Origin of the sequence: Actinobaculum sp. 313 (genome assembly GCF_003073475.1) — a bacterium.
GTDB lineage: Bacteria > Actinomycetota > Actinomycetes > Actinomycetales > Actinomycetaceae > Asp313.
On the sequence record NZ_CP029033.1, the window covers coordinates 420,134 to 444,833 of the forward strand.

Sequence of the window (24,700 nt, forward strand, 5' to 3'; positions counted from 1 at the left end):
GTCTGCAGATAGCTTTAGCCGCTGTGCCTCGCCCCGGAGAGGGCCGTCGTCGCCTCGCCAAGGGTGAGGTAGCCGAGCCCAAGTTCGGCGAGCAAATGCAAGTGACGACGCACTTTCGGCAAATCCGCGCACGCTTCCTCCGCTTGTTCGACGGTGAGCGCCAGTACATCGGGCAGGGACAGGGCGTCGTCGTCGGACCCACCGCGCGGAACCCGGCGGATCGCGCGAGCCTGCTCGCCATAACGAGACCCGCCGCATTCGGTGCAGACAATATCGACGTCGGGCAGGAACTGGACGTCGAGGACGATCTGCCCGGTGCCGTCGCAGTGCGCGCAGCGCAGCGAGCCGGTGTTGTAGGAGAAGTCCCCGGCTTTCAGTCCGGTCTCTCGCGCCTGCGGGATGCGCGCGTACACGCGGCGCAGCTCATCCATGACTCCGGAATATGTGGCAACCGTGGAACGGACATTGCTGCCGATAGGCGAGGAGTCGACGACGACTACACGCTGCGCCTCGCCGGTGCTGATCGATGTGGCGGGTCTGGGCAGTGGCGCACTGTCGGCAAGCGAGCGTAGCGCCGGCACCAGGGATTCCAATACCAGAGTCGTTTTCCCGGAGCCGGATACTCCGGTGACGGTGGTGAGCCGCTGTTCGGGGATGGCGACGTCCAGGGCATGGACCGTGTGGATCGGGGCGGTTTCCAAACGTATGGTGCCATGTTCGAATATCTCTGCGGAATCGGCCGTCTTCCGGCTATGAACGTCAGCCTGCCCGGTGATGAACGGCGCGATGCCGCTGGCAGGGTTTGTGATCGCGTCCGAAAGAGGCGCGTTGATGACGATGTTGCCGCCGGCTTGCCCCGATCCGGGGCCTATTTCTATGAGCCAATCCGCTTCCCGCAACAAAGCGACGTCATGGTCGACGACGAGCACGGAGTTGCCATCTGCCAGCAGGTCGCGCACCACGCCGGTCAGGCCGGTGAGATTGGCCGGATGCAGGCCGATACTCGGTTCGTCGAGAACGTAGAGGACTCCGGTGGTGCGGTTGCGTACGGCGCGAGCCAGCTGGACGCGCTGGCGTTCTCCGGTGGACAGCGTTGCCGAGGCGCGATCCAGGCTCAGGTATCCGAGCCCCAGATCGAGTAGACGGCGTGCGGTCACAGTCAGCTCGTCGACGATCTGCCGTGCCATTGCTACCAGATCATCCGGCATGGTGGCCGGAATGCCCGCTACCCATTCCAGCAGATCGGCCAGCGGCAACATGCATGCTTCGTCCAGTCCGATTCCGCGCACTGTTGTGGAGCGGGCAAGCTCTGAGAGACGGGTGCCGTGACACTCGGGGCAGTCGGCCTCGTGCAGGAATTTCTCCACGCGCTTCATACCCTTCTCATCCTTCACCTTGGAGAGGGCGTTCTCCACGGTATGAACCGCGCTGTAGTAAGTAAAGTCCATCTCGGTGGCGATATTGGACTTTTCGTTCACGTAGAAGATGTGTTTCTTCTCCGCGGGGCCGTGGAAGACGATCTCCCGCTCATCGGGCGTGAGCTCGCGGAAGGGCACGTTTGTGCGCACACCCATCTCACGGGCGAGATCTTTCATGAGCGACCACATGAGGTTTTGCCACGGGGCGACGGCGCCCTCATCGATGGAGAGTGACTCGTTGGGTACCAAGGTGGATTCGTCCACCGTGCGCACGATTCCGGTTCCCTCGCAGCGGGGGCAGGCGCCTTCGGAGTTGAAGGCGAAGGATTCCGCGCTGGGTGGAGTGAATTCGACGCCGCAGGTGGTGCAGTGCAAGGCGAGATCGAGGGCGACGTCGATGGTGGGCGGGTTTTCGTGGCCGTTGGGGCACATGTGGTGACCGAGCCGGGAGTAGGCCAGGCGTAGCGAGTTCAGCACCTCGGTGGAGGTGCCGAAGGTGGAGCGCACCCCGGGAACGGGCGGACGTTGATGCAAGGCGAGAGCCGCCGGACGTGGAGGACCTCGTCCACATCCGGGCGCGCAGCCTGAGTGAGGCGCCGTCGCGTGTAAGTGGAGAGCGATTCCAGGTAACGCCGGGCGCCCTCGGCGTAGAGCACGCCAAGCGCCAGTGAGGACTTGCCCGAGCCGGATACGCCGGCAACCGTGACTAGTTTCCCCAGCGGTACCTCGACGTCCAGGTTCTTCAGGTTATGGACCCGTGCGCCGCGCACGCTGATGGTGGAGGGCGGGGGAGTTTCTGACATGACGTTTCTTTCTCATGCGGCTATGGCGCATGTTCATGCGCCCATGGGGCGTGCAGAGTGACGTTTCCTCACGCGCCACCGTAGAGTCTACGACCGCTGCTGCGATGGCGGTAGCTTCGCACGTTCCATCGCCAGGTTTACCGTTGTCGCCGTGCGGGGGAGATGCCGGTCTGACTCAGGTTCGGCTGGCCGAGCGTGCCGGTTTGCGGACCCGGCGGCGCGTCAATGATGAAGCCGCTGCTTCTATAGCACTTGTGCTATAGAATGTGGTTGTGAGGCGTTTTGACACGGGCGCTGCCCCTCAGATCATCCGAGCCGCGCGGCGTGATGCCGGTCTGACTCAAGCTCGGTTGGCTGAGCGTGCCGGTTTGCGGCAGCCGAGCCTGGCGCAGATGGAGTCAGGTAAGCGCCCGGTATCTGACGAGATGCTAGAACGCATCTTGCGCGCAGCTGACTACCGCCCGTCAATTCCGCTTGCCACCCATGCTGATGAAATCATCGCTCGTGCCCGAGTGTACGGACTGTCTAACCTCCGTGTTTTCGGTTCGGCACTGCGTGGCGAAGACACCTATAATTCTGACATTGACCTGTTTGTCACGCCCGCGCCCAGTACCGACCTCTTCGATCTTGCCCGATTCGTTGCCGAGGTCGAGGCGCTCACGGGATTCCCAGTCGAGGCAGTGGCTGACACGAATGTCCCCGAGGTACTGAAGGACGCCCTCCGCGAGGCGGTGCCGTTATGAGTGGCGACGGAGAGGTCCGGCGGTTCGCCCCGCGCCAACGTCGCGCGGCCGGAGCCAGCCATGACCGTGAGAACCTGATGCGGGAGTTACAGGCGATCCGCCGACGTGTGCAGGCAGTTGCGGCAACCTCGCGGGATGCGTTTCATGACGGCTCGGACGCTTATGACATTGCATCCATGGTGATCATTCGTTTAGCGGCACTCTTCGAGCGCCCTGAATTCGCGTCGTATTTGACGGACGTCACCCGCGAGGAGCGTCAAGCGATCAGCACTACGCGGAATATCGCTGCCCACACGGGCTACCGGTCTATGAATGATGACCTGTTCTGGCTTGCAGTGACGCACCGCGTGCCACGAATTCTGGACCGTTTGACCGGGGCGGGTGAAGCAACCGGGGCCTCTTGACCGGTAGGCCCTGGCCGTGCGGGTTCTGTCTGGCTGCCTTTGATCGAGTGGGCCCTGACCGATACCTTCGACGGGCGCGCCTCCGCCGCCGGCCCTCTTCGATGTTGTGGGTGGCGGGCTAGAGTCGGAGGACTGGCGCGTGGTTTGCAGTCACGCCGAGGCTTCGCCAATGTGCCGGAGGCGGGCAACACACGCCTGCCCCAATGCACTGCCAAGGAAGTTGAGTAACGCGGGTATGGCGTCGTCGTCGTTGGTGCGGCGATGGATTGTGAGCATGCCGCCAATGACGAAGTTCAGAGCGATCTCGTCATCCGCGCTCAGCGCGGCGGTATGGCCCTCTTCGTCGTGCGACCACGCCGCCACGAGGAATTGCTCCAGGAGAGGCGTCAGAGCGGTACCGTTGCGGCTGGCAAGAAGGCGGACACGGCGAAGGCGTTCTTCGCCGTCGTCGGTGGATAAAGTACGTGAAGCTACCGTTCGGGGCGGCTCTTCAGTAAGGAAAGCCTGCTTGATGTTGTGGAGTGGCAGGTCGGCCACTGCGCTTTCCGCGAGGTCGTCCAAGCTTGTGAAATGGTAGTAAAAGGAGTTCTTGTTCATCTCTGCTGCGGCGACGACGTCGCGCACGGACATCCGTTCGTACGGCTTGCGTGCGAGTACCTGCCAGAATGCGTTGATGAAGCGCTCTGGGCCGTGCGGGTCTCCCGGTGCGTAGCGTGGTCGCCCCATATCTCTCCTAAATTAGCCACTTCGGGTGAATTGTGGCCGTTTAAATTAGCCACTGTGGCCTATATTCTACATGTGTCAACGCCGGAACCTGGGAATATCACCGCAGGTCGGCTCCGCGACCACAGCTATCCGCTGTGCAGTGTTTTGTAAGGAGTTGCTATGAGCGCCGTTGCCGAGAGGTTAGGAAAGCGCCGTTTCGTTTTGCCAACGCTTGCCGCGTTGTTACTCGGATGTGTCCTTTCGCTTGTTTTCTACCCCATGACCCATATGGAGCCGCGGGATCTCCCCTTTGCCGTCCTCAATCTTGACGAGGGGGCAACTGCTCCCACTGGCGAAGTCAACGCCGGGCAGCAGATGGTGCAGGGGCTCGTGAACGCGCCAAATGAGGCGATTGAGTGGACCATCGTCGACTCGCAGGCAGAACTCGACGCCGCCATGGAGAACAATGAGTACTACGGCGCCGTGGTGATTCCGGCAGATTTCACGGTTAAGCAGTTGGAGGCCGCAGGCGGGGAGGAGCTGCCAGTGTCCAGGTGCTTATCGATAATGCTAAGAGCCCGCTGGTGGCCACGCAGATGAGTGCGAGTATCCCATCCCTATTTGGCGAGCAGGGGATCGAGGCTCAGGTACAGGTACTTCACGCCGGGGCATCAACCGCGAATACGAACCCATTGCTCAGCCAACAACTTGCAGTCATGCCGCTGGTGATGCTCTCGCTCGTGGCATCGGTCATCGTGGCGTTCATTGTGGCACCGGTCAAAGGGACTGTGGGAGCTGAGCGCCGTCGGCAGGTGGCGGTGCAACTAGCTACGCTGCTGGTTACTTCGGCGGTGATCGGGTTGACGGTCTGGGTCATTGTGACGGCAGTGGGCGGATTTAGCCTATCGGCTGCGGGAATTGTGTTCTTCTGGCTGGCAAGCGCCGCCATTATGACTTTGCTTGTGGGGGCCTTTGACATACTGGTGCTTCTTGGTGTGCTTGTAGCCCTGTGTATCTTCGCGTTGGGAATGCCATGTGGTGCGTTGCCCGTGGAGATGATGCCCTCCTTCTGGCAGAGCTGGGTGTATCCGTGGGCGCCGCAGCATTTCATTGGCAACGGCCTGCGCGATATCGCTTATATGGGTGCGGGTGCGTGGCCTTTGGGAGCCACGCAGCTGGCCGTGATCTGCTGTGTTGGTCTCGCACTGCTTGCTGCGGCGGCGTTTATGGGCCGAGGCGAGCGGAATGCCGATGGTGCGGCGTCTGAGGGCAATGATGCGGTATCCGAGCGTAATAATGGTGCAGCATCTGGGGGCAATGGTGCGGTATCGGAGCGTATCCACGAACAGGCGCTGGCAGCGGAGAGCGGGCAAGCGTTTGATGCATAACCGACTGCCCGACTCATAACACACGTTTGGCCCGGTGGCAGGCTTTGAGAGCCGACCACCGGGCCATCAATTTACGTGCAATTGCGCTATCGTTGGCGCAGCCGCTACACGATGGTAATGCCGCCGTCGACGGTCACAAACTGGCCTTGTACGTAACTGCAAGCATCGGAGGAGAAGAAGAGGATTGGGCCGTTGAGTTCGCCGGAGGCGCCGGGGCGGCCCGCCGGATTCTGTGCGTTGTATGCCGCCAGGAACTCCTGCGACTTGAAAAGCGTCTCCGCCGTCATTTCGGAGGAGAATAGGCCGGGGCCGAGGGCGTTGACCGTAATGCCGTAGCGTGCATAGGACGCGGCCATGCCTTTGGTCAGGCCGATGACGGCCGCCTTCGAGGCATTGTAGGAATGGCGGATGAATACGTCTGCCTTATCTGCGATCACGGCGTTCACCGAGGCAATATTGATAACGCGGCCGTATCCTGCTTCCTTCATACGTGGCAGAACATACTTGGAGACGTGTGCGATGCCTTTAACGTTGGTGTTCAGCGCTTTGTCCCAGTCCTCGTCGCTCAACGTTTCGACGCTGCCACGCACCGCCACTCCGGCATTATTTAGCAGAATGTCGATGGTTGGGAACTGTGCGGCGACGGCGTCGATAGCGTTTTTGCAGCTCGCTTCATCAGTGACGTCGCAGCCGACGGCGATAACGGAGACTCCGTGGTCTTCAAGTTCGGTTTTCAAGGCTTCCAGGCGATCCACCCTGCGTGCGAGCAGTGCGACGTTGGCTCCCGCGGCGGCGTAGGCACGGGCGGCGTCGGCGCCGAGCCCAGAACTCGCTCCGACGACGACGGCGTTCTTACCTTGGATATTGAAGAGGCTGGTCATTGATGGCTCCTTTGCGTAGAGGCCCGGCATTCGGGCAATGGTTCTAGAAGTGAAGAAAATGCGTGATATGTAGTTGTTCGTGCCCGCTGGTAAACGAGCTGGTTATCGCGGCTTTTAGCCTGGAGAATTCGAGGCGAAAGCGCATCGCAGCTTCAGGATACAATGCAGCGTTGGTGCGCGGGGTGCTAATTCGTCAGCTCATCGCGCACATGAGCGAGCGTTTGCGGCGGCCCCCCAACGAAGCAACGTGGCTTCCCAACAGAGTGGCAGGGATCCCAGGGGACCCCCAACAAAGTAATGGGGCGTTGCGGTGCGATGCGATGCGTGTGCTGGTGGACTGCTGACACAGCGGTGCTTCTATGTGTTGTGCGGTGTGCACGTACCAAACCTGGTACGTGCAACCTGGTGCGGCGGCCCCCGATCTGCGCGGCCCCGACTTTTGTGTGGGTGCCTAAGCGTTGTGCCATCGTTTCAGCAGGCGCCCACCTACAGGAGGGAAGCCACCTCACCCACCCAAGGCGTGACCACGGTCCGTGCGGGTTATGCGGTAGTATGGGGATGCCCAAAACGGGGCGAGGCGGAACCGAAAGGGGTGTTGGCGGATGAAACGCCATTCCTACCTGCTCGAGCCACGGCTACGCTTCACTTTCTTCGCTGTCAATATGAGCTTGTGGTTGCTGGCCGCGGCAGCTTTATGGGCGTACTGGGGCAATCGTGGAATGGGGTGTCCGGGTGTCTTTTCGTGCCAGCGGTCTACATGGGTGGGGTCCTCGCCGCGGAGGGCGCATATCTTGCCACGCGCCGAGCAGAGGCTCGCCGCAATGCGGTGTGGGCGGTGTCGGCGCGCTCTTCTGTCGCAGTGGCCGTATTCCGTGGGGTGCTGGACATACTGTTCGTCGCCTTTCTCCCTTACCTGGTTTACGCGGCTGTTCTGTTGGGCTATGGGAGCCTGCAGGGCGTCCACGGGCGGCTCGTCGTTCTGGTCGGGGCGTTTACCCTGCTCTATCTGGCGCTTGTGTACGTGGTCGGTATGGTCACGGCTGCTGTTGCGCCGGGAAGGTTCATCCCACCGGCTCTTGCCTTCGTGCTCGGCCTCTTCCTCGGTGCGTACCTGGTCTCATCGGCGGTCGAAATCAACACCTGGTATGCCTTCCCACTGGACGCGTTCCTGTTGCTGTTGATTGTGGGCCTGCTCGCCGTCGGTGTGCTAATCGGCCTGCAGCATGCGCGTGATTCCTCTGCCCGCAAAGCGCAGACGACAAGTATTGCGGGGATCGCGGCGATCGTCATCCTCGCCCGGTTTCTCGGCCCCATTGATATCGCAACTACCGAGCGCGCGGATGGTGAGAACCATGTCTGCGAGCAACAGGGGATTGACATGGTGTGCGTGTGGAAAGAAGACGCGTACAAGCTTCCCAATTTGAAGGAGCAGGCACGCCGGTGGCGGCAGATCATCACCGGAACGCAGTACGATGCGCCACCCACCTTGTTCTTTGAACCGGCACTGCCGTTGGGTTCGTTGAATACAAGGTATGGGTATGAGGACAGTATCGTACTGCAGGCCACTGGTGGTAAGAACCCGAACTGGCAGGCGGGCTACGGCATGATTGAGAATGCTGCCTATTGGGAATGTCCGCAGCAAGACGAACGGGGCGCATCGACAGGCTACATGAATCTCAGCGGCATTATCGGCAACTACATATACGGTGACATCGACTATCGCGGCTACACGGTCGACAGCCCGGACGAAGACGAACGCCGATTTGCGCTGACCGAACGGTTAGCGGAGCTGCCCGAGGATGCCCAGCTCACCTGGTTGCGCGAGAAGATCGGCACCTATGCGAACACCTGTGAGTTCGAGGTGGGGATGTAATGCGTGAGTTTTTGATGTTGACACTCTGTCGGCGGTGCACGTCGTCGTGCAGGATGGCCAATGAGCCGCGACTAACTGGATATGCCGCCATTTTGAAAGGCGGCGATCAATCAGGATACCGGGTAGTCCGCAAATCCTTGGATACGTGGCCATTGAGTGCCAGGAAGTGGAGTAAGAATGCCTGAGCGCATGTCAGAGGATTCGCAAGCGGTTGGCCCGCAGGAGCTGACCGGCGCGGCGGCACCGGGGCTGCTGGCGCGCAGCAACCTGCTGACGCATATGGTGTGGTTGAACTGCCTACCGAGGAGCGGGCCATAGAAGTTCCGTTGACGGAAGTTGCGGCAGAGTCGGACTCCGTGCGAGTGCCACCAGCATATGCAGCGGGGCCGTCCCAGCATTTGCGGTGCACGGGTTGTGTCAGGGCTACGGGAAACGCGAGGTGCTGCACGATCTCTGCTTCGATGTTCCCGGCAACGGGACAACGGGACTGCTCGGTCCTAACGGTGCTGGCAAGACGACTCTCCTGCGTACCCTGGTGACCCTACTCAAACCTCGTGCCGGTGAACTACGTTCCGGCGGTGTGGCTATAGATAGCCGAGCAGCTATCCGCGAGTTTCGTAGGAAGCTCGGCTACTTGCCACAGGGATTCTCCTACGACGAGGCTTTTTCGGCTCTCGATTTTGTCTCTTATGCGCTGTGGATGCGTGAGTACCCCTCGGCGAGAATCGCTGATGAGGCTCGAAACGCCCTTGCACGAGTGGACCTAGCGGACCGCGCCTCGAGCCGGATGCGGGAACTCTCCGGCGGTATGCGGCAGCGGGTGGGGATTGCCGCGGCTATAGCGGGCGAACCGTCGCTGATCGTGCTGGACGAGCCGACTGCCGGCCTTGACCCAGGGCAGCGCTTCGAGCTACGAGCCGTACTCAGCGATGTAGCCGCACGGTCGACGATCATCCTCTCCACCCACCTGATTGAAGACCTCGCTGCCATCGCTGATCATCTGATCGTTCTCAACGAGGGAAGAATCTCCTATGAGGGAACCGCGGAGATGCTGCGCGCGAAGGAGAGCCTATCTGTGGAGGGCTAGAAGCCGTCTACCGAAGGCTACTGAACGGCGATTATGCGCGGTGAGGCGGATTGCTGCAGCGGAGGGTGGATGCTTGTGATGCTACAAGATGGGGTGGCGGGGATGCGACCGATGTCGGCGCCTTGCCACCTTTAGGTCACCAGGTGTGGCGTTTGCGGCTGTCTCTGGTGAAGGCCTGGTAATTGCGAGTGATGGGGTGGTGCGGACGTTGAGGCTAATGATGAAAAATCGGCGCATCCTGCAGGTGCTGATATGGAGCGCTGTACTCACGCTGGGATTCCTTCTGATCTTCCCGACGTCGTATGGCTTGCCACCGGCGAACGGCGTGCGGGAGATACCGCTGACCCGTGTTCTGCCCGTGTTCTTAGGCGTGCTGGCGGGGACCTGCGCGGCGGGAAGAGGGTCGGGGATGGAGGACCTTGCCGGGCCTCGCGCCAAGCGAGGCCGAGCGCTTGTGCTGGCAGGGGTCTGCGTGGCACAGCTGATATGCCTGGCCTGCCTGATCGCCGTCGTGAATCTGCTTGCGATTGACGGGGTCATTGAAGCACGCGATGCCCTCGTATTCCTGGCGGGAACGCTGTTTTTCCAAGCACTGTGCATTATTTCCGCCTACCTGTTCTCAGGCCCGGTGTATTGGGTGATTCCGATGTTGGCGTTTTTCAGTCAGGTGGCCTTTCCTTACCAGCGGTTCTTCGAGCCGAATTGGTGGACGGTGCTATTAACGATCAATCCGGTGACGGTGGTGACGACGGCGGTACTGGTGGTGATCGCCGGAGCGCTCGCACTGTTCACGCATCCGGGGATTGTGACCCGGGCACGGATGCACGCGCCGGTGCTCGTCTAGATGTGAGGTAGATGCGAGGCGGGCACAAACGACGCCGGCACAGATCTAGCATGGCCGTGGAGTGAAGCGGCGCTGGTGTCAGCTGGGGTGCGCTGGTGTCGGTTTGCGCTGGCGTCGGCGGGTCGGATCGACATGATGCGTGTGTAGATTGTCCAAATCCCGTCCAAATGGAAGGGAGCTGACCGGAGTGCTGGTCAAAATCCGCATGATTCCGCCACTCTCTAATATGAATCAATCCAGATTAGCGCCGTTTGGACGGGATTTGGACAGGGAGCATGGTCGAGGTGTGTGGCGCGGACCCGGAGTTGCGCGGCAGGCGCCGCAGATGGTGTGGCTACCGTGATTGCACGTGCGTGGAAGCTGTGCAGCGCGTCAGTGTCTAGCCGGTCAAGTGAGGGACCGGACTGCACGTGTGGGGAAGCTGCCCTAGCGTATCGGGACAGGTTGGCGGCGAAGCGGCCCCGGTTGCACGTGGGGGAAGTTGCAGTGGACTATTCGGTAGCGGCGACTATCCCCCAACCGTGATTGCCAGTGCCGGGAGGGAGGGCGTTCGGCGCTGGGGTTGCCTGCGTGAACGGCGTACGGATAGACCGCCCTAGCCCGACTGGCCGCTGGATGCGCCATGGCGCGGCCGCGATCATTTTGCGCGGGGTTGTTCTCTTGCGCTCGCTGGGAAGCTGTGCAATGCTTTGACTGAACATGTTCAGTGAACGTGTTCAGGTTGGAGGGTGTGATGCCGCGTCAGGCTGGAGGGCGCAATGTCGAGTCGTGCTGATTCACGTGCCGCAACCAGAAGAAAGGTTGTTGGTGAGGCGCGCGTTTTGTTTGAACAGAAGGGGTACGCCCGGACCACAGTTCGTGATATTGCCGCAGGTGCTGGTGTCAGCGTGGGGACTGTGATGTCGGTCGGCGATAAGGATGAGTTGCTCGTTGAGGCCTTCGAAGACCGCATCAGAGAGTTTCATGAAGAGCGGGCGGCAGGTGCGGAGGATACGCAAGAGGGCAGCGGTTCTCTGTCCGGGCAGGTTGGGCAGATTGGGCTGGGGAGCGGGTCTGCGTCCGCCGTCGATAGGAATGCTGCACTCGAAAAGCTACTAGCCACCGTCGGCCCCTTCATCGATCTCTTTGCCGAACACCAAGAAATGGCCCGGGCGTATGGGGCTGTCCTCCTCGTGGGGCGGCATGCGTCGCAGATCTTCGGAGAGTTACAGGAACTGCTCATCGGTGAGTTCGAGGCCGTATTTGCACGCTTGTTGCAGTGCCCGCCGGCGCAAGCCGAGCAGCTTGCGGTAGGTGCGTATCTCGCATACGTTGGCGCGCTGTTCGAATGGGCGGCGACGCCGGGTATGGACCGTGCTGCATTGCGTGCCAGACTTCGGGAGGGTTGGCAGGGCTTTATGGGCGTAATGCCGGGAGGTGCGAGTCGTGATTCTGTTGCCGCACGTTCCTTGGCTCGTGATCGTACTGGCGGTGGTGCTGCTGGGCGATGCGGTTCTGTCGCTCCGACCGCCCACGTTCATGCAACGCTGCCTTGATGGTGTTGGCTTTCCCCGCCAATGGTGGTGGGTGTTGGTTGTCGTGAAGGTGACGGCGGCTATCGGACTCATCGTCGGGCTTTGGGTGCCGGGCGTGGCTGCCGCCGCGAATGTTGGGGCGCTTGCCTATTTCGGCTGTGCCGCAGCGGCCCACATCCGCGCTCGGTTTACGGGCAAAGAATTCTGGGTGAACTGCATGGGCATGTTATTGCTTGCGCTTATCGTCCTAGTAGTAGGCCTGGTGTGATGAGTGGGTCGTCCATATGCTCTGCGGACGATGTGCGTGCCTGACTTAGATCTTTAGCAACTCGAGCGGCTCCGTCGAGGACGGCAGCGAGTCTGTGCCTGGGACTCTACTTGCGGTGGGGAGAACGTGTGCCGCGTTGGGTGCCGCGGTTTGGAGGTCGCGTGATCTCACCGCGGGTGCCCTTGCTGGTCGGTGGGATCGGCAACGCTCTGCTCTACGTGATTACCGGCGGCACGACGGCGATTCTAGGAAGCCGTTGGCTGGGACTTGCGGAGGGCTGGATGCCAACCAGGGACATCGATATCAACCAGTGACTGGGCGATCGTCGTCGACAGACACTTAGTTCAACGGCGCCTACCACCGTCTGGCTGATTGGAGCTCGCCGATGCGATGAGATTGCTTTTCGTCAGCGGAAGTGACTCCGTAACGGCACGTGCCCACCTGTGTGTGTCGGATACAGCGGCCCAGTTGGAGTGGAGAAGGACCATAAGATCCTCGTGCAGCCGCTGAGCCGGCACCGCGCCGACGTCGTTCGCCAGACTGATCGCACCGCTGGCGTCACGCAAGACCTCGATTGCGATGCCCGCCGTTTCTCCCGCGGCGGCGCTCGCCAGCAGGCAGTTGTTCGTCATGAATCCGACTAGCGTCACCGCGTCCACGTTCCAGTGCGCAAGCCATTCAACGAACTCGGGTGAACTGAAGATGCTCGCCCTGTTCTTCGTGAAAATGGGAAGGTCTCGACTCTCTGATGGCGCCGAGAACTTGCCCAGCGCTGCCACGCGCGGATGAAGCTGCTGCCCGCGCGAACCTGCCGCGAATGCTGCGGACCCAGCAGGGTTCTCGTGTTGGATTAGTGCAACGGGGAGGCCGGACTCCCGGGCGGTTGTGATTGTTGCGATGATCGCGTCGAGCGCAGCATCCACCGGTGGATATTGAATCTGGAGTGGGCCGTCGAAGTATTCGCGCTGGACGTCGACGACGAGTGCTCGCCGGGGCGTGGTCATGTGTGTCTCCTTCATAGTGAATAGGGGCTGACTTGCGCAGCGAATCGGGTCTTGCTTGCGTAGCGAATCGGGTCTTGCTTGCGTAGCGAATCGGGTCTTGCTTGCGTAGCGAATCGGGTCTTGCTTGCGGAGCGAATTGGGACTTGTTCGCGGAGCAAATAGGGCCTGACTCGCAAATTGGGCGCGACTGTGAGGACCGCCGTGCAGATGCTAGAAATCTGGCTTGATGGTTGTTGATCGATCCTCGACGCGACCGATCCGATCCCGATGCGTCGAATCTGGTGTGGCCGTTGCGACTTGGGTAGCGAATGCCGCCCCTGGTCATCGAAGGGATCGTTCTGAGCTGGCTCCGAGAGAGCATATCGGCGCTAGCAGTTGTTCCTAATGTCATCGCCTCAATTGTCCGCACGCGGGAAGCGGTACAGTGAGAGGCAGAAATGCCCATCTACGATGAAATTGGGCCATATGGGTCGGGAGGGGCCGATCATGCGTATTGCGGTCCATGCGTTTGAGGGAATGTCGCTGTTCCACCTTGCATCCACGCTACTGGTTTTTGGCGAGGTGACCCGCCTGGGCCTGGCACAGGATTGGACGTGCAGAATATGGACTGCTGACGGCGCCCCGGTACGCGCGGCGGAGGGTGGCGTGTTCGACGAGGTGCGGGGCCCGGAGTGGGCTGCGCGAGCCGACCTGGTAGTCCTTCCCTCGTGGCCGGGAGACTTGCCGGAGCCCGGGGAGGACTTGCGGCATGTTGTTCTAAGCGCGCATCGGCGCGGTGGAACGATTGCGGGACTGTGTCTGGGTGCTTTTCCGCTGGCGGCAACCGGGTTGTTGGACGGGCGCAGTGCTACAACGCATTGGCTACATGCGGAGAGCTTGACGAGTCGCTACCCGAAGGTTCAGGTTATGGCGAATGCGCTGTATGTGGATCATGGAGACGTGCTGACTTCGGCCGGTACCGCCGCCGCTCTGGATGCATGCCTACATATCGTGCGGAAAAAGATCGGTGTAGAGGCCGCGAGTTCCATTGCGCGGCGGGCAGTCATAGCCCCGCATCGAGATGGTGACCAAGCGCAGTACGTGGATCGTCCCGTGCCCGCGTATAAGCCCGAAGGGGTTGGTGCGACTGTGGAGTGGGCCTTGACCAATCTGGACCAGCTGCTGAGCGTACGCGATCTTGCCGCGCATGCTCATATGAGCGTCCGGAATTTCTCACGGCGCTTTGCTGAGGCTACGGGTACAACGCCGGCGCGCTGGGTCTTGCTGCAGAGGTTGGACGAGGCACGCAGGCTGCTGGAAACAACGCCGTGGAGCATGGAGAGAATAGCCCGCACCTGTGGCTTCGCTAGTGCGGTGACCTTCCGGCAGAACCGTCACCCAGTACTCGATCACGCCGACGGCGTACCGCGCGCGATTTGCCGGGTAGGGATGGTTGGAGCGGGTTCTGGTTGTGGGCGGTAGCGATGTGGATGGTGCTGGTTGCGTGGGGCGGTGCCGAGGCGGATGAGGCGGTTGTGTCGGGCGTTGCCGGTGTGGATGACGTGGTTGTGTCGGGCGTTGCCGGTGCGCTGTATGGTGCCAATGAAGAAATGTCGTGGCTGAAGTGGCGATCTGTCCAAATCCCGTCCAAACGCGCACACTCTGGATTACTTCCAATTTAGGAATGGCGGAATCATGCGGATTCTTGCCATCGCTCCGCGCGCACTCCCATCGTTTGGACGGGATTTGGACAGTGCTTCCGCCGCAGGTCATGATTTGGCGATTCCGGTAGTGAACACGCGGCCGATGAAACTACTGCGCGCGACGCTTGGCCGGTTCTAGTTCTTTCTCGTTCACGGTGGTGATGGCAAGCTTTCGGCCGACTTGGCCAGGTGCCTGCTATGTGAGCTGTTTTACTTACAGGAACGCGGCGACCTGGTATAAAGATATTGGTGGTGCCGACAAGGTGCTACCTCCAAGTGCCGGGGATGTCCCCCGGCAACTTTTGTATCGGAGGTCCTGTCGGTGCGTGAGCTTTCCATATTCGCTGACGAAAGTGGTAGTGCCACACAACCCCTGCTCATTATCCTCGGTGGCCTTCCCGCCACTGGGAAAACAACGGTTGCGCACGAGCTTATTCACGACGGCGGCTTCGCTTATCTACGCATCGACACGATCGAGCAAGCTCTGCGCGACAGCGGTGAGATGGGAGAACGCGGCGTCGAGGGAGCGGGTTATGCCGTCGGGTACGCCGTCGCACGCGATCTACTGCGAAGCGGCAACAATGTTCTCGCCGAATGCGTCAACCCGATCGAACTCACCCGGGAGGCGTGGCGCGCAGTTGCCCGCTCCACCCGTGCGGAGCTCCTCGAAGTCGAGTTGTACTGCGCCGACCCCGAACTCCACCAAGCTCGCGCCGAACATCGAACCAGCGATATTCCCGGCCTCGAACTGCCCGACTGGCACGCCATCACGACCCGCGAATACGACCAATGGCACGGGGTCGATTTGCGCATAGACACTGCGCGAATTGGCCCGCCTCACGCCGCAGCCCTGATCCGCGCGCGTGCAGCCGATAAGGAACGCCTAGTCAAGGAAGCGCGGGAACCACGGGATGGAGGTGGGGTCTAGTTGTAGTTTCCCATGAGGCAACGCGTTGCTGGTAGTGAGCCTGCGACGCCAGCATCGGACTCTGTGTTGGTCACTGCACTGCAGGCTCGATACCGGGTGCATCAACGCGACCGGCGTCGACTTCCTGCGTTGTCTCAACCGCCGCCTGCTTCTCCGCCTCTTGCCGACGCAAGCGAAGCAGCCAGTACACGTCGATCAGCACGATCGCCGCATTCATCCCAACCGCGGGCCAAACGCCGAGGATGGCGTTGTACGTCGTGGCGATAAACGAACCACTGAAATTCATCCAGCGGAAGGTGTATTGGTTGGCAACAACCAGCGAGATAACGACCAGGCCAGACCCGATCCATCCGATAATCTCAAGAACTGTGCGCGTGTCCACATGAACTCCAAGAATGCCCGGCCGGTCAATGCGCGTGCACTGGTCGAGTCTGAATATCTCGTTGCCGGGGCATTTCAGAATATCGGTTCAACGATATATGGGCAAATTCAGGGCGAGTCCTCCACGGTGTAAGTATTCGTTGACGACGGCGCCCGGTCGCCGGTTCTGGCGTCAAAAGACAGATTCATCGGTGGGGTGTTGGTGTTGGGTCGTCAGTGTGGGTATCGAGGGTAGGGGTCATTGGTCGGGATGCCGGTTGTTGGGGCGTCAATGTGGATATCGAAGGTCAGAGCCATCAGTTCCGGTGTTGCCTCTCGAGGCATGGGATCTGATTTTGAACGCCAGTGCTTCCAGAGTCGCTGTCTGGCTAGTACGTCATCTTTATGCGGAAGGGCACCTGATCTGCCTGGAACGGTGAAAGCTGTCGCTTTTGATGCTGCCCTGACGGGGTAGTGCGCCCGCTTGACCGGCAGGAGGGCTCACACACCCGTCTTCCAACGTCACACTCGAAAGAACATCCGTCGAAGCCTATAGGTGCTTCCAACGCGGGGCCATGGCCGTCACAAACAGCCCGCCCGCAACCACAAGCGGGTAGATGAGAGCGGTTAAGCCGCTTAGTCCCGCCCCGCTTATCCCGGCGGTTCCCATCCCCTCCAGTCCTTCGCGTAGCCCAGAGATAACCGGTGTTAACGGACTGAACTTGGAGATGACCTGCGCCCAGCTAGGCAAGGCGTCAACTGGATAGAACACGCCGGAAAATGACAGAACGATACCGATTGCGAAGGAAATCGCCACATATGTTCCGCGTGTGGCCGCGAAGCGGGCACCGAGCGTCGCGGCAGCGATCACAAATACAAACAGCACAAGCCCGCACGCCGCAGCGGCGGGTGTGACCGCTAACCGACCGCCTGCCAGTGGCCAGAGCACCGCGCCAACCACGAGGCTCTGGCAGCATGCCACCGCAAATTGCGACGTCGCCTGCAGTAAGGAATATAAGCGAATGCCTCCCGGAGCCAAGCGGATCAGAGCCAGACGTTCCTCACTCAGATCTTGGCGCGCCTCGTACGCAGCTCCGATGATGCTGTTCGAGATGACGTTCGCAATCATCGAGGAGACAATCATGAATGTGGTCAGCGTTGAAGCCGTGCTCAATGTGCTCACCGTGCCAGCCGCACTGCCAGCCGCACTGCCAGTTGAGTGTCCGCCGGATCCAAGATACATCGCAAAAAACACCAGCAGGATCCCGCTGAGAAGCGGCCGGATGAACATAGCCGCCGCATCAGTCCGGCTCTGCGCGAGAACTCGTCGATACCGGAAGAAGAATGCGCCAGTCATCCCCGAACTCCGATCACACCGTTCGTCCGGTACGCTGCCACACAGCGCCGGGCCCACCAGGCGCCAACAAGGGCGAAGAGGCCCGCCAGTGCCAGTGCGATCACCAGCTCTGCAGGCTTACCGCCCCGGAGGAATTCATTAAGCCATGCATTGGGCAATAACCGGGCTGCGTTTCCAAGGATTGGTCCGAGCGTGGTCAGCGGGTACATAACCCCGGCAAGGATAAGAACCGCGTCCAGTCCACTGTTTACGATGTGGAACACGCGTCCCCAGCGCAGTTCCGCCCCGAGAATCAAGCATATGACGCCGATAGAGACGGGAACGCTCGCCAGCATGACAACCAGAACCTGCAGAGCCTGGAGTGGATAGTGCAGCGCGACGCCGATCAGCAGCGTGCTTATTGCGGTGGAAGTGATATACATGGCGTTCAATGCCGCAGTAAAGCCGAAGACCCACGCGATCACGCCGCCGTCGAGTAGTAGAAGCATGTCAAGCCGCGCAGAATTCACAACCATCTGTAGCCACACCAACGCTTGCAGCGCACAAGAAGAGATAAAGCCCCAGGCCAGATTCGTGTAGAAGAACCAGTTCGCCTGCTCCGCACTCAAGAACGCGCTACCCATCAACAGGATCGGCAGAATTTGCGACAACGGCACAAAGAGCAATAGCCGACTTGCGCTACCCGGCTGGCGGAACAGCTGCCGCAGGCTGTACCGGAAATGAATCAGCCAGTTCACGCGTCCTCCTCGGCCAGCAGGATGAACGCGTCGGATAGTGTGACGGGACGCTTCTCAAACGGCATCCCCAAAGCATCAATAGCAGCTGAATCTGCTAAGCAGTACACGTGGAGTGTTGGCCTCCCGTTGACGCGTCGCGTCGCGAGTCGCTCGATACCGGCAGCTCGGAGAAGGTCCCTCTTGGCCGTGAGGTTGGCGTCGTCGTTGGCGGGGATGGTGTAGACGATATCGCCGGCGCTTTTTCGAACTTCGTCGGGTGGACCATCCACGAGGATGCGACCGGTATTGAGAAAAAGCACGCGGTCGCACAGGTCATCGGCTTCTTGCATAAGATGCGTGCAAATGATGAAAGTGATGCCGGTTGTCTGAAGGTCAATCAGGGTGTCGTATACCTTTTGCGCCGCAGCTGGGTCCAGGCCGCTCGTGGGCTCGTCTAGCAGTAGGAGCTCTGGGCGAGCTGCGAGTGCCCGAGCAATATTTGCTCGCTGTTTTAGACCGGTTGATAGCGTCATCACGCGGTCGTCCGCGCGCTCCGTCAGAGCGCAGGCTTCAAGCGCCGCAGCGAGGTTTTCGGCTCGTTCGCGCTTGGGCACGCGGGCCAGCCGCATCATGTAGGTGATGTTCTCACGCACGGTCAATATGCCATAGAGCTGGGATGAGTTGGTCACCAATCCGATCCGGCGTTCTGCAAGTGAACGTGGGGTTGAAGCGGCGAGGTCGCGGCCGAGGACATTCAAGACGTCGGCCTCACTTGGGCGAAGAAGACCGGCGACCAGTTTGACGAAGGTGGACTTTCCGGCGCCATTCGGCCCAATGAGCGCGGTGGAGCCCCCGGACTGCAATTGGAGGTCGTCCACGCGTAAGGCGACGCGGTCCCCGAAACTCTTGGAAACGGAGCGCATCTCAACGGCGATTAATCGCTCGCCAGCGGCAATGGGCCGCCCTGCCGCGGTGGGAGGGGTAGGTGTGTGCATGAAACCCTTCTGTTGGGCGGTGCTTTACAGGGAAAGTCTATCTTTGGGCCGACGACGACCACCAGCGGCACTGGCGAACTCTGCCGTGCCATGCGGCGCAGGCTATCAACGGTCCGACGACGACCACCAGCGGCACTGCCGGACCCTGCCGTGCCGCACGGACCGGGCCATCAACAGTCCGACGACGACCACCAGGACCGTCAGGCAGAGCGCCATTCCGCGACTGCCTGGAGGGGTGCAGTCTGGGATGCCGAGCGCGCCGTACACTGTGCACATGCGTGTCGCTGAAATCGCCCGACTTACCGGCACGACCGTGCGAACGGTCCGCTACTACCATCAACTCGGGCTGCTGCCGGTGCCGGAAGAACGTGGCGGCTGGCGCGACTACGACCTCTCACACATGGCGCGGCTCTCTCGTATCCGTTGGTTTGTGCAGGCCGGAGTACCTTTGAAATCCATTGCGCAGATTCTGGACCAAAACGCGGGCACGTCCGTTCAGGACCGGAGCACGGGCACTTCCGTTCAGAATCGGAACGCGGGCGCTTCCGTTGAGGACCAAAACGCGGGCGCTTCCGTTGAGGACCAAAACGCGGGCACGTCCGTTCAGGACCAGAGCACGGGCACTTCGGTCCAGAATAGAAGCGCAGTTACCTCCGCGCGGGAGTCATCAGATTCGACGCCGGACTCTGCGGGCTCCACCGTGCTCGCCGATCTAACCGGAGCGCTCGACGCCGTCGAAGAGCACCTCGCCGAGGTGCTACGCCAACGGGACATGCTGGTATCTCTGCTGGAGCGTGCCCGGGAGGGGATGACTCTTTCTCCCATGCCGCCGCGTATGGTGGCGTTCTTCGATCGATTGGAAGCCGCCGCCCCAGACGAGTGGACGCGCGCAGCCATTCGGCGGGAACGGGACGCCGTGGATGTCGCCTGTTACCGTGGGCAAATGCCAGCTGAAGCGGAACTCCTATTTCCGGAGGCCGATGACGCGGAAGACGCGTCGGTTCTTGCAGCTTACGGGCAGAACACCGCCGAATTCACCGACGACGAGGCAACCGCGCACGCGGCGGCGAATATTGCCCGTTTTGAACGAGTGCTCGGGCCGGAGCGCTGCCGGACACTGGCGCGCGGTGTTGATAGGACGGCGATTCGCACCTTGTTTCGGCTGTGGGCGACCATGGACGCTGCTGACGCGCGCATAGTCGCTGCCATGGAACGTTTGCTTGACGAGGCTATCGAACGGTGGCGGAATCAATAGACACTCTTGCGTGTGACGTGGCGTAACACCAGATGCTAGCGGCATGACAAACAAATCTTCCGATGGTGCCCAGACGGACGGGACTGTGCGGAGCGCTTTGCGTGCAGACGACGGGGTGCCGATACTGCGATCAAGAGGCAGTGGTTCGAAAGGAGTAGGACGTGCCGCCGGAACTACTCCCACCGCCGCCGCAGGCGCTGCGAAGGAGAGGAAGCAAACCGTTTCGACCAATTCCTCCGCCGCCGCTTACTCATCCGCAGCTCGCACCTCCGCCGCCGCCGTCGGCACTATTCGCGCCGCAGGCTCCGCCACTGCGATCGATACCGAATACGCCATCGAAGTCACCGGTCTCGTAAAAACCTTCGGCAGCCTGCACGCTGTCGATGGCCTTGACCTGAAGGTTCCGTGCGGTCAGATACACGGGTTCCTCGGCCCCAACGGTGCCGGGAAGTCCACCACCATCCGCGTGCTATCGGGGATGTACCATCGCGATTCCGGCGTGGTCCGAGTACAGGGCTGCGACCCGGCCCGCGATGCCGTAACCATTACGCGCAACACTGCGTATGTGCCCGGCGACGTCGCACTCTGGCCCAGTCTCACCGGAGCGCAGACTCTCGACGCATTCGCTGCTCTGCGCGGCAAACGCGACCGGAGCCGCGAGATAGAACTCATCGACGCCTTCAGCCTCGACCCCAACAAACCCGTGCGAAGCTACTCGAAAGGAAATCGGCAGAAAGTCGCCCTTATAGCGGCACTGGCCGCCCCGTGCGAGCTGCTCGTACTCGACGAACCCTCCAGCGGCCTCGACCCATTGCAAGAGGAGGTGTTCATGGCGGCGGTACGCGACGCCGCAGCGCAGGGGAGGACGGTGCTGCTTTCCAGCCATCTGCTCTCCGAAGTCGATCAGGTATGTGATGCGGTGACGATTATCAAAGACGGGAAGACCGTGGAGGCGGGCACCTTGGCATCGCTTCGGCATTTGCGTAATTCGACCATTTCATGCCGCCTTCCAGAAGGCGCGGTGCCTCCACTGCCCGACGGCGTCAGTCAGCTCGCAGGGCTCGGCCGGGACGTCGGGGCGCTCCAGTGCAGAGCGGAAACCAGCGGCGGCATGCCGACTCGGGATAGCGCGCCGGGCTCTCCGCAGGCTGTGCTCCGGTACTCGGTTCCAAGTGAATCGGTTTCGGAGGCGCTGACCGCGCTCATTCAAGCGGGCGCTTATGACATTTCCTGTACGCCAGCATCCTTGGAAGAGCTGTTCCTGCGGCATTACCACGTGAGCGCGCGATGAACGGGCAGGCGGGGGTATCTGGCGGGTACGCCGCAGGGATGTTGAGGAGCGCGCAATGAACGGGCAGACCAGGATATCCGGCAGGTACACCGTCGGGATGTTGAGGAGCGCACGATGAACAGGCGGACGAGCATGACGTCAGCGATGCGGAGCGAGTCTCTGCGGAATCGGGTACCGATCCCGGTGCGCGTTTGGAACGCCGTGCGTTTGGGGAAGACGACCCGCGTCGATAGCCCGGCGGGTACGCGGAGTTGGGCAGGTATGCGGAGTTGGGCCGGTACGGGGAGCCGGGCTTGTATCGGGAGCTGGGCGCGTCTGTGGATCCCTGCGCGTATCGGCGCTCGCGAAGAGCGGGTATGGCTATTCGCCCTGCCACTTATTGTTCTTGTTATCACGGCCCTCCTCGCTCCCAGTTACGGCACAACATATGCCACAGCGGACGACCTGGCCCGCGCCGTCGTCAATCTCAGACTCTCAAAGGTCACTGCTGCCCTGTACGGCGCACTTCCAGCGGGTGCGAATACGGTTCAACTCGCCGTCTGGGAGCTTGGAGCGCTGACGTGCCTGATACTCGGCATCGTCGTCGTTCTGCGGACCATTCAACGCTCCAGGGCGGCGGAGGATGCCGGGCGCTCGGAAATGCTCCGCGGGATCGGCGTTGGGGCGGGCAGTGAGTTGGCGGCCACGGCGCTGCTGATGAGCGTTGAATGCCTGTTACTCGGCTTGGGTGGAGGAGCGGGCCTCCTGGCTTTGAATGGCGCGCGAGCCACCGATGCGGTCATCTACGGTGCGGCAATTGCTGGACTCTGCCTCCTGATGAGTGCCGTTGCACTGGTGCTCGCGCAGCTAACCGGTGACGCTGTCCATGCCCGTGCCGCCGGGGTGGGTGCCGTGATTGCTATGTACGCCGGTCATGGAGCGTGGGCGGCATGGGGTTGGGCATGGGCAGGCGCATGGTCTCCCTTCGCTCTGCGGGCGGCGATGGATCCCGGTGGGCGCAACGAATGGCGGCCGCTGGCGTTTGTAGCCACAGCGCTGGCGGTGCTCTTCTTCGCCGCGAGCATTGCGGCTCGCACGCGGGATATCGAGGCGGGAGTGATTCGCGTGCGACGTCGTCATCCGCGTCCTGTGCGAGCGGCAGGGCCGGTGAGTTTCGCGTTGCGGCTCAGCCGCGGCCAACTGCTGATATGGGCGGTGCTGATCTCGGTGCTAGCGGCAGTCTTCACCTCCATGGGGAAGAACATGGTGGATTTAGCACGTGCGGGAGCGACGTCCGGGGTGCGCTCGGTTCCCAGCTGGGAACGGCGGACCCGGGCGCAGACTTTCTCCGCTATATCGGCGTGCTGGTTGGAGCCGTCGCCGCAGTGCAAGCCATCGGGTTGGCCGGGCGTTTCGCCTCCGACGAGCGAGCTGGGCTGGTTGAGGGTATGCGTGGCACGGGCAATGGACCTGCGCGCCTACTTCTCGCATGGTGCTTCGTTGCGTGGCTTGGGGCAGCGGTAACACTTGCACTGGCGACGATGACGGTGGCCTTCGTCGGGTCGACGGTGCTGGACACATCGCCTACTCACGCGCTGCGAGTAGTTGCTGGCCAGTGGCCGGCCTGCGCCGCGTGTGTCGGGATCGTGGCTCTGCTCAGCGGCTGGTGGCCACGCCTGAACTGGATCGCCTGGGCGGTTATGCTGGTTGCCCTCGGTATCGCACAGCTTGGCCCGAGCATCGGCATGCCGGAGGGCGTGATTGATGCGGGGCTTTTCGCGCAGGCGGGAGAGTCGTGGTCCGCAGGTCTGGTGGCACTTGCTGTTGTGGGTGTTGCACTTGGCGCTGTGGGCGCGCGCCGTCGCGATCTGCAGGCAATGATGGGGCGCGGGCCTCTGAGGCGTAGGCGCGCCTTCACTATGTGGGGTGCAGGCGGCGGCCCGGGTGGCGGTCGAATGTGTTGAGGGTGCGCCCTAACTATGTGGGGTGCCGACTAGCGTAAGGGCAGAGCGGCCGTCGGCGTCCAGCAGCGTCCCGCGCGGCTGGCATGCGCTACGCGCTTCTAAGCACCGCATCCGCGATGCTTTAAAGTGGCCGTATGACGAATCAATCGTTGCATGAACGTGAGGATCGACTGCACCGCTTCTTCGCGGCGGAAAACGCGCGGGATTGGTCCGCCTACGCCACCTTCCTCCACCCCGATGTCGAATGGGTTCTCGTTGAGAGATCCGATGCCGGTAGTTCGAGTAGTTCGGATGTTTCAAGCGCCGCCGTTGCAGCAGGTGACCCGGAGGGGTCAACGAGCACCGTCGTCACAAGTGACCTGGATGTTTCAACGGGCACCGTCGCCACAAGTGACCTGGATGTTTCAACGGACACCGCCGCCGCAGGTACCGACCCCGCGAATACTGCCAGCGCCATTGGCCGCCTGGAACGCCTGATCGCGGGGCGTGACGCCTATGTGAGCGCCATGCGGGCCGCTTATGAGGGGCGGTCGACGACGTTCCGGTGCGAGGCGATGTTCAGTGACACGACCCATGGACGGATCGCCTGCCTGTTGGTCGACGACCACGGCGAGCGCTCTCTGGATATTTTCGACTTCGACGGCCCGCTTATCCGCCGTGAATGGGAGTTTCTTCTGGGGTGCGGCGCATAGTCCCAAACCACGCCACCGGGCCCATCCGTTTCGCGTCGGTCATACCGATGGCCGGCGAGTCCCGAAACTGCGGCATCAAGCCATTCCGGCATCGTTCCAGGGTTCATCGCCCGCGGCAAGCTGCTGCCATGTCAATGTGAGGCCGGGCCAGGTGCTGAGCGCTTCGAAGGCGTCGTCGGCGGCGGATTCGATACCGTCGGCGACATCCTGACCGCCGGACACGAGATCAAGAGCGTTCTGCCTGTCCGCAACGGGATAGGCGGCCCAGCCTCCACGACCGTGTACGCCGCTATCATCGGTCGGTAGGCTGCCCAGGAAAGTCAGTATTGCGGTTCGTGCGATACGAGGGTCTTGGTGATGCGCGACAACGCGCAGCGTGGCCACGTCGGTCTTGCGACGGCGATCCCACACCCAGTCGTGGTCAAGCATGTAGCGCTCGGGTGGAAGGTGCATGGTTCAACGGTACACACTCCTTCACCGGGTGGCACCTTCCAGCTTGTTCACCCGCGATGGAGAGCGATGCGCAGGCAGGGGCCTGGCGTTTCGTTC

Annotated in this window: 29 protein-coding genes; 19 read left to right on the plus strand and 10 right to left on the minus strand. The window is 61.5% G+C overall.

The genetic code is table 11. From position 1 onward, the window contains the following. Positions 1-14 precede the first annotated feature (14 nt). The gene (locus tag DDD63_RS01790; RefSeq protein ID WP_240611327.1) at positions 15-1,952 is read right to left on the minus strand and encodes an excinuclease ABC subunit UvrA; all 1,938 of its coding nucleotides are present in this window, start codon (positions 1,950-1,952) and stop codon (positions 15-17) included. Continuing rightward, a complete protein-coding gene (locus tag DDD63_RS12675; protein WP_240611328.1) occupies positions 1,889-2,221 on the minus strand; it encodes a hypothetical protein in 333 nt (110 codons plus the stop codon). The genes DDD63_RS01790 and DDD63_RS12675 overlap by 64 nt, the downstream gene beginning before the upstream one ends. A gap of 272 nt (positions 2,222-2,493) precedes the next feature. Between DDD63_RS12675 and DDD63_RS01800 the strand changes: the two genes are divergently transcribed. Continuing rightward, entirely contained in the window at positions 2,494-2,964 is a 471-nt protein-coding gene (locus DDD63_RS01800) for an XRE family transcriptional regulator (RefSeq protein WP_108714934.1), read from the plus strand. Next, entirely contained in the window at positions 2,961-3,368 is a 408-nt protein-coding gene (locus DDD63_RS01805) for an antitoxin (protein ID WP_108714935.1), read from the plus strand. Before DDD63_RS01800 ends, DDD63_RS01805 begins: the two co-directional genes overlap by 4 nt. A 150-nt stretch (positions 3,369-3,518) precedes the next feature. Here the strand turns inward: DDD63_RS01805 and DDD63_RS01810 are convergent, their stop codons facing one another. After that, positions 3,519-4,094, minus strand: a complete 576-nt coding sequence (locus DDD63_RS01810; protein ID WP_108714936.1) for a TetR/AcrR family transcriptional regulator — start codon at positions 4,092-4,094, stop codon at positions 3,519-3,521. Positions 4,095-4,253: 159 nt separating this feature from the next. On the opposite strand from DDD63_RS01810, the gene DDD63_RS01815 reads away from it, so the two are divergent. Beyond that, complete coding sequence (locus tag DDD63_RS01815; protein WP_108714937.1) at positions 4,254-4,673, plus strand: ABC transporter permease; 420 nt, start codon at positions 4,254-4,256, stop codon at positions 4,671-4,673. Continuing rightward, a complete protein-coding gene (locus DDD63_RS01820; protein ID WP_125482401.1) occupies positions 4,628-5,461 on the plus strand; it encodes a hypothetical protein in 834 nt (277 codons plus the stop codon). Before DDD63_RS01815 ends, DDD63_RS01820 begins: the two co-directional genes overlap by 46 nt. Positions 5,462-5,565: 104 nt before the next feature. On the opposite strand, the gene DDD63_RS01825 is transcribed toward DDD63_RS01820, so the two are convergent. Continuing rightward, on the minus strand, positions 5,566-6,342 hold the full coding sequence (locus DDD63_RS01825) for an SDR family NAD(P)-dependent oxidoreductase (protein WP_108714939.1): 777 nt from the start codon (positions 6,340-6,342) through the stop codon (positions 5,566-5,568). A 724-nt stretch (positions 6,343-7,066) separates the two neighbouring features. Between DDD63_RS01825 and DDD63_RS01830 the strand changes: the two genes are divergently transcribed. The 7 genes from DDD63_RS01830 to DDD63_RS12160 all read left to right on the plus strand — a co-directional run bounded on the left by DDD63_RS01830 (position 7,067) and on the right by DDD63_RS12160 (position 12,242). Next, the gene (locus DDD63_RS01830) at positions 7,067-8,215 is read left to right on the plus strand and encodes a hypothetical protein (protein ID WP_125482402.1); all 1,149 of its coding nucleotides are present in this window, start codon (positions 7,067-7,069) and stop codon (positions 8,213-8,215) included. Positions 8,216-8,392: 177 nt separating this feature from the next. Beyond that, the gene (locus tag DDD63_RS12155; RefSeq protein ID WP_164505411.1) at positions 8,393-8,533 is read left to right on the plus strand and encodes a hypothetical protein; all 141 of its coding nucleotides are present in this window, start codon (positions 8,393-8,395) and stop codon (positions 8,531-8,533) included. A gap of 85 nt (positions 8,534-8,618) precedes the next feature. Continuing rightward, positions 8,619-9,302 (plus strand): ATP-binding cassette domain-containing protein, encoded by a 684-nt coding sequence (locus DDD63_RS01835; protein WP_205647286.1) that lies wholly within the window; start codon positions 8,619-8,621, stop codon positions 9,300-9,302. A gap of 217 nt (positions 9,303-9,519) precedes the next feature. Next, entirely contained in the window at positions 9,520-10,146 is a 627-nt protein-coding gene (locus DDD63_RS01840; protein WP_108714942.1) for a hypothetical protein, read from the plus strand. 758 nt (positions 10,147-10,904) lie between these two features. After that, positions 10,905-11,681, plus strand: a complete 777-nt coding sequence (locus DDD63_RS01845) for a TetR/AcrR family transcriptional regulator (protein WP_108714943.1) — start codon at positions 10,905-10,907, stop codon at positions 11,679-11,681. Further along, positions 11,620-11,928, plus strand: a complete 309-nt coding sequence (locus tag DDD63_RS01850; RefSeq protein WP_240611451.1) for a DoxX family protein — start codon at positions 11,620-11,622, stop codon at positions 11,926-11,928. The genes DDD63_RS01845 and DDD63_RS01850 overlap by 62 nt, the downstream gene beginning before the upstream one ends. Before the next feature lie 161 nt (positions 11,929-12,089). Continuing rightward, positions 12,090-12,242, plus strand: a complete 153-nt coding sequence (locus tag DDD63_RS12160; RefSeq protein WP_164505413.1) for a hypothetical protein — start codon at positions 12,090-12,092, stop codon at positions 12,240-12,242. A gap of 30 nt (positions 12,243-12,272) precedes the next feature. Here DDD63_RS12160 and DDD63_RS01855 read toward each other — a convergent pair whose 3' ends face one another. Then, positions 12,273-12,932, minus strand: a complete 660-nt coding sequence (locus tag DDD63_RS01855) for an isochorismatase family protein (RefSeq protein ID WP_108714945.1) — start codon at positions 12,930-12,932, stop codon at positions 12,273-12,275. A gap of 486 nt (positions 12,933-13,418) precedes the next feature. On the opposite strand from DDD63_RS01855, the gene DDD63_RS01860 reads away from it, so the two are divergent. Both DDD63_RS01860 and DDD63_RS01870 read left to right on the plus strand, forming a co-directional pair. Continuing rightward, complete coding sequence (locus DDD63_RS01860) at positions 13,419-14,393, plus strand: helix-turn-helix domain-containing protein (protein WP_240611329.1); 975 nt, start codon at positions 13,419-13,421, stop codon at positions 14,391-14,393. A gap of 543 nt (positions 14,394-14,936) precedes the next feature. Then, entirely contained in the window at positions 14,937-15,542 is a 606-nt protein-coding gene (locus tag DDD63_RS01870; protein WP_240611330.1) for an AAA family ATPase, read from the plus strand. Between the two features lie 70 nt (positions 15,543-15,612). Here the strand turns inward: DDD63_RS01870 and DDD63_RS01875 are convergent, their stop codons facing one another. Next, positions 15,613-15,924, minus strand: a complete 312-nt coding sequence (locus DDD63_RS01875; RefSeq protein WP_108714947.1) for a YgjV family protein — start codon at positions 15,922-15,924, stop codon at positions 15,613-15,615. Here DDD63_RS01875 and DDD63_RS13065 point away from each other — a divergent pair, their 5' ends adjacent. After that, positions 15,925-16,056, plus strand: a complete 132-nt coding sequence (locus DDD63_RS13065; protein WP_276308087.1) for a hypothetical protein — start codon at positions 15,925-15,927, stop codon at positions 16,054-16,056. Positions 16,057-16,452: 396 nt separating this feature from the next. On the opposite strand, the gene DDD63_RS01880 is transcribed toward DDD63_RS13065, so the two are convergent. Genes DDD63_RS01880 through DDD63_RS01890 form a run of 3 tightly spaced genes read right to left on the minus strand, consistent with a single transcriptional unit; the run spans position 16,453 to position 18,970 of the window. After that, the gene (locus DDD63_RS01880; protein WP_108714948.1) at positions 16,453-17,259 is read right to left on the minus strand and encodes an ABC transporter permease; all 807 of its coding nucleotides are present in this window, start codon (positions 17,257-17,259) and stop codon (positions 16,453-16,455) included. After that, positions 17,256-17,996, minus strand: coding sequence for a hypothetical protein (locus DDD63_RS01885; protein WP_108714949.1), 741 nt, complete (start codon positions 17,994-17,996; stop codon positions 17,256-17,258). The genes DDD63_RS01880 and DDD63_RS01885 overlap by 4 nt, the downstream gene beginning before the upstream one ends. Beyond that, positions 17,993-18,970 carry an ABC transporter ATP-binding protein gene (locus tag DDD63_RS01890; RefSeq protein ID WP_108714950.1) on the minus strand — a complete coding sequence of 326 codons (978 nt, stop codon included), beginning with the start codon at positions 18,968-18,970 and terminating at the stop codon, positions 17,993-17,995. Before DDD63_RS01890 ends, DDD63_RS01885 begins: the two co-directional genes overlap by 4 nt. A 274-nt stretch (positions 18,971-19,244) precedes the next feature. On the opposite strand from DDD63_RS01890, the gene DDD63_RS01895 reads away from it, so the two are divergent. From DDD63_RS01895 to DDD63_RS01915, 5 genes are all read left to right on the plus strand, one after another. Further along, on the plus strand, positions 19,245-20,225 hold the full coding sequence (locus tag DDD63_RS01895; RefSeq protein WP_108716597.1) for a MerR family transcriptional regulator: 981 nt from the start codon (positions 19,245-19,247) through the stop codon (positions 20,223-20,225). Between the two features lie 43 nt (positions 20,226-20,268). Continuing rightward, the gene (locus DDD63_RS01900) at positions 20,269-21,516 is read left to right on the plus strand and encodes an ABC transporter ATP-binding protein (RefSeq protein WP_108714951.1); all 1,248 of its coding nucleotides are present in this window, start codon (positions 20,269-20,271) and stop codon (positions 21,514-21,516) included. Between the two features lie 114 nt (positions 21,517-21,630). Then, entirely contained in the window at positions 21,631-23,019 is a 1,389-nt protein-coding gene (locus DDD63_RS01905; RefSeq protein WP_125482403.1) for a hypothetical protein, read from the plus strand. A gap of 17 nt (positions 23,020-23,036) precedes the next feature. Beyond that, positions 23,037-23,459, plus strand: a complete 423-nt coding sequence (locus DDD63_RS01910) for a hypothetical protein (RefSeq protein ID WP_108714953.1) — start codon at positions 23,037-23,039, stop codon at positions 23,457-23,459. A 134-nt stretch (positions 23,460-23,593) separates the two neighbouring features. After that, positions 23,594-24,151 carry a hypothetical protein gene (locus tag DDD63_RS01915; protein ID WP_108714954.1) on the plus strand — a complete coding sequence of 186 codons (558 nt, stop codon included), beginning with the start codon at positions 23,594-23,596 and terminating at the stop codon, positions 24,149-24,151. Between the two features lie 75 nt (positions 24,152-24,226). Here the strand turns inward: DDD63_RS01915 and DDD63_RS01920 are convergent, their stop codons facing one another. Next, positions 24,227-24,604, minus strand: a complete 378-nt coding sequence (locus tag DDD63_RS01920) for a hypothetical protein (RefSeq protein WP_108714955.1) — start codon at positions 24,602-24,604, stop codon at positions 24,227-24,229. Positions 24,605-24,700: the final 96 nt, after the last annotated feature.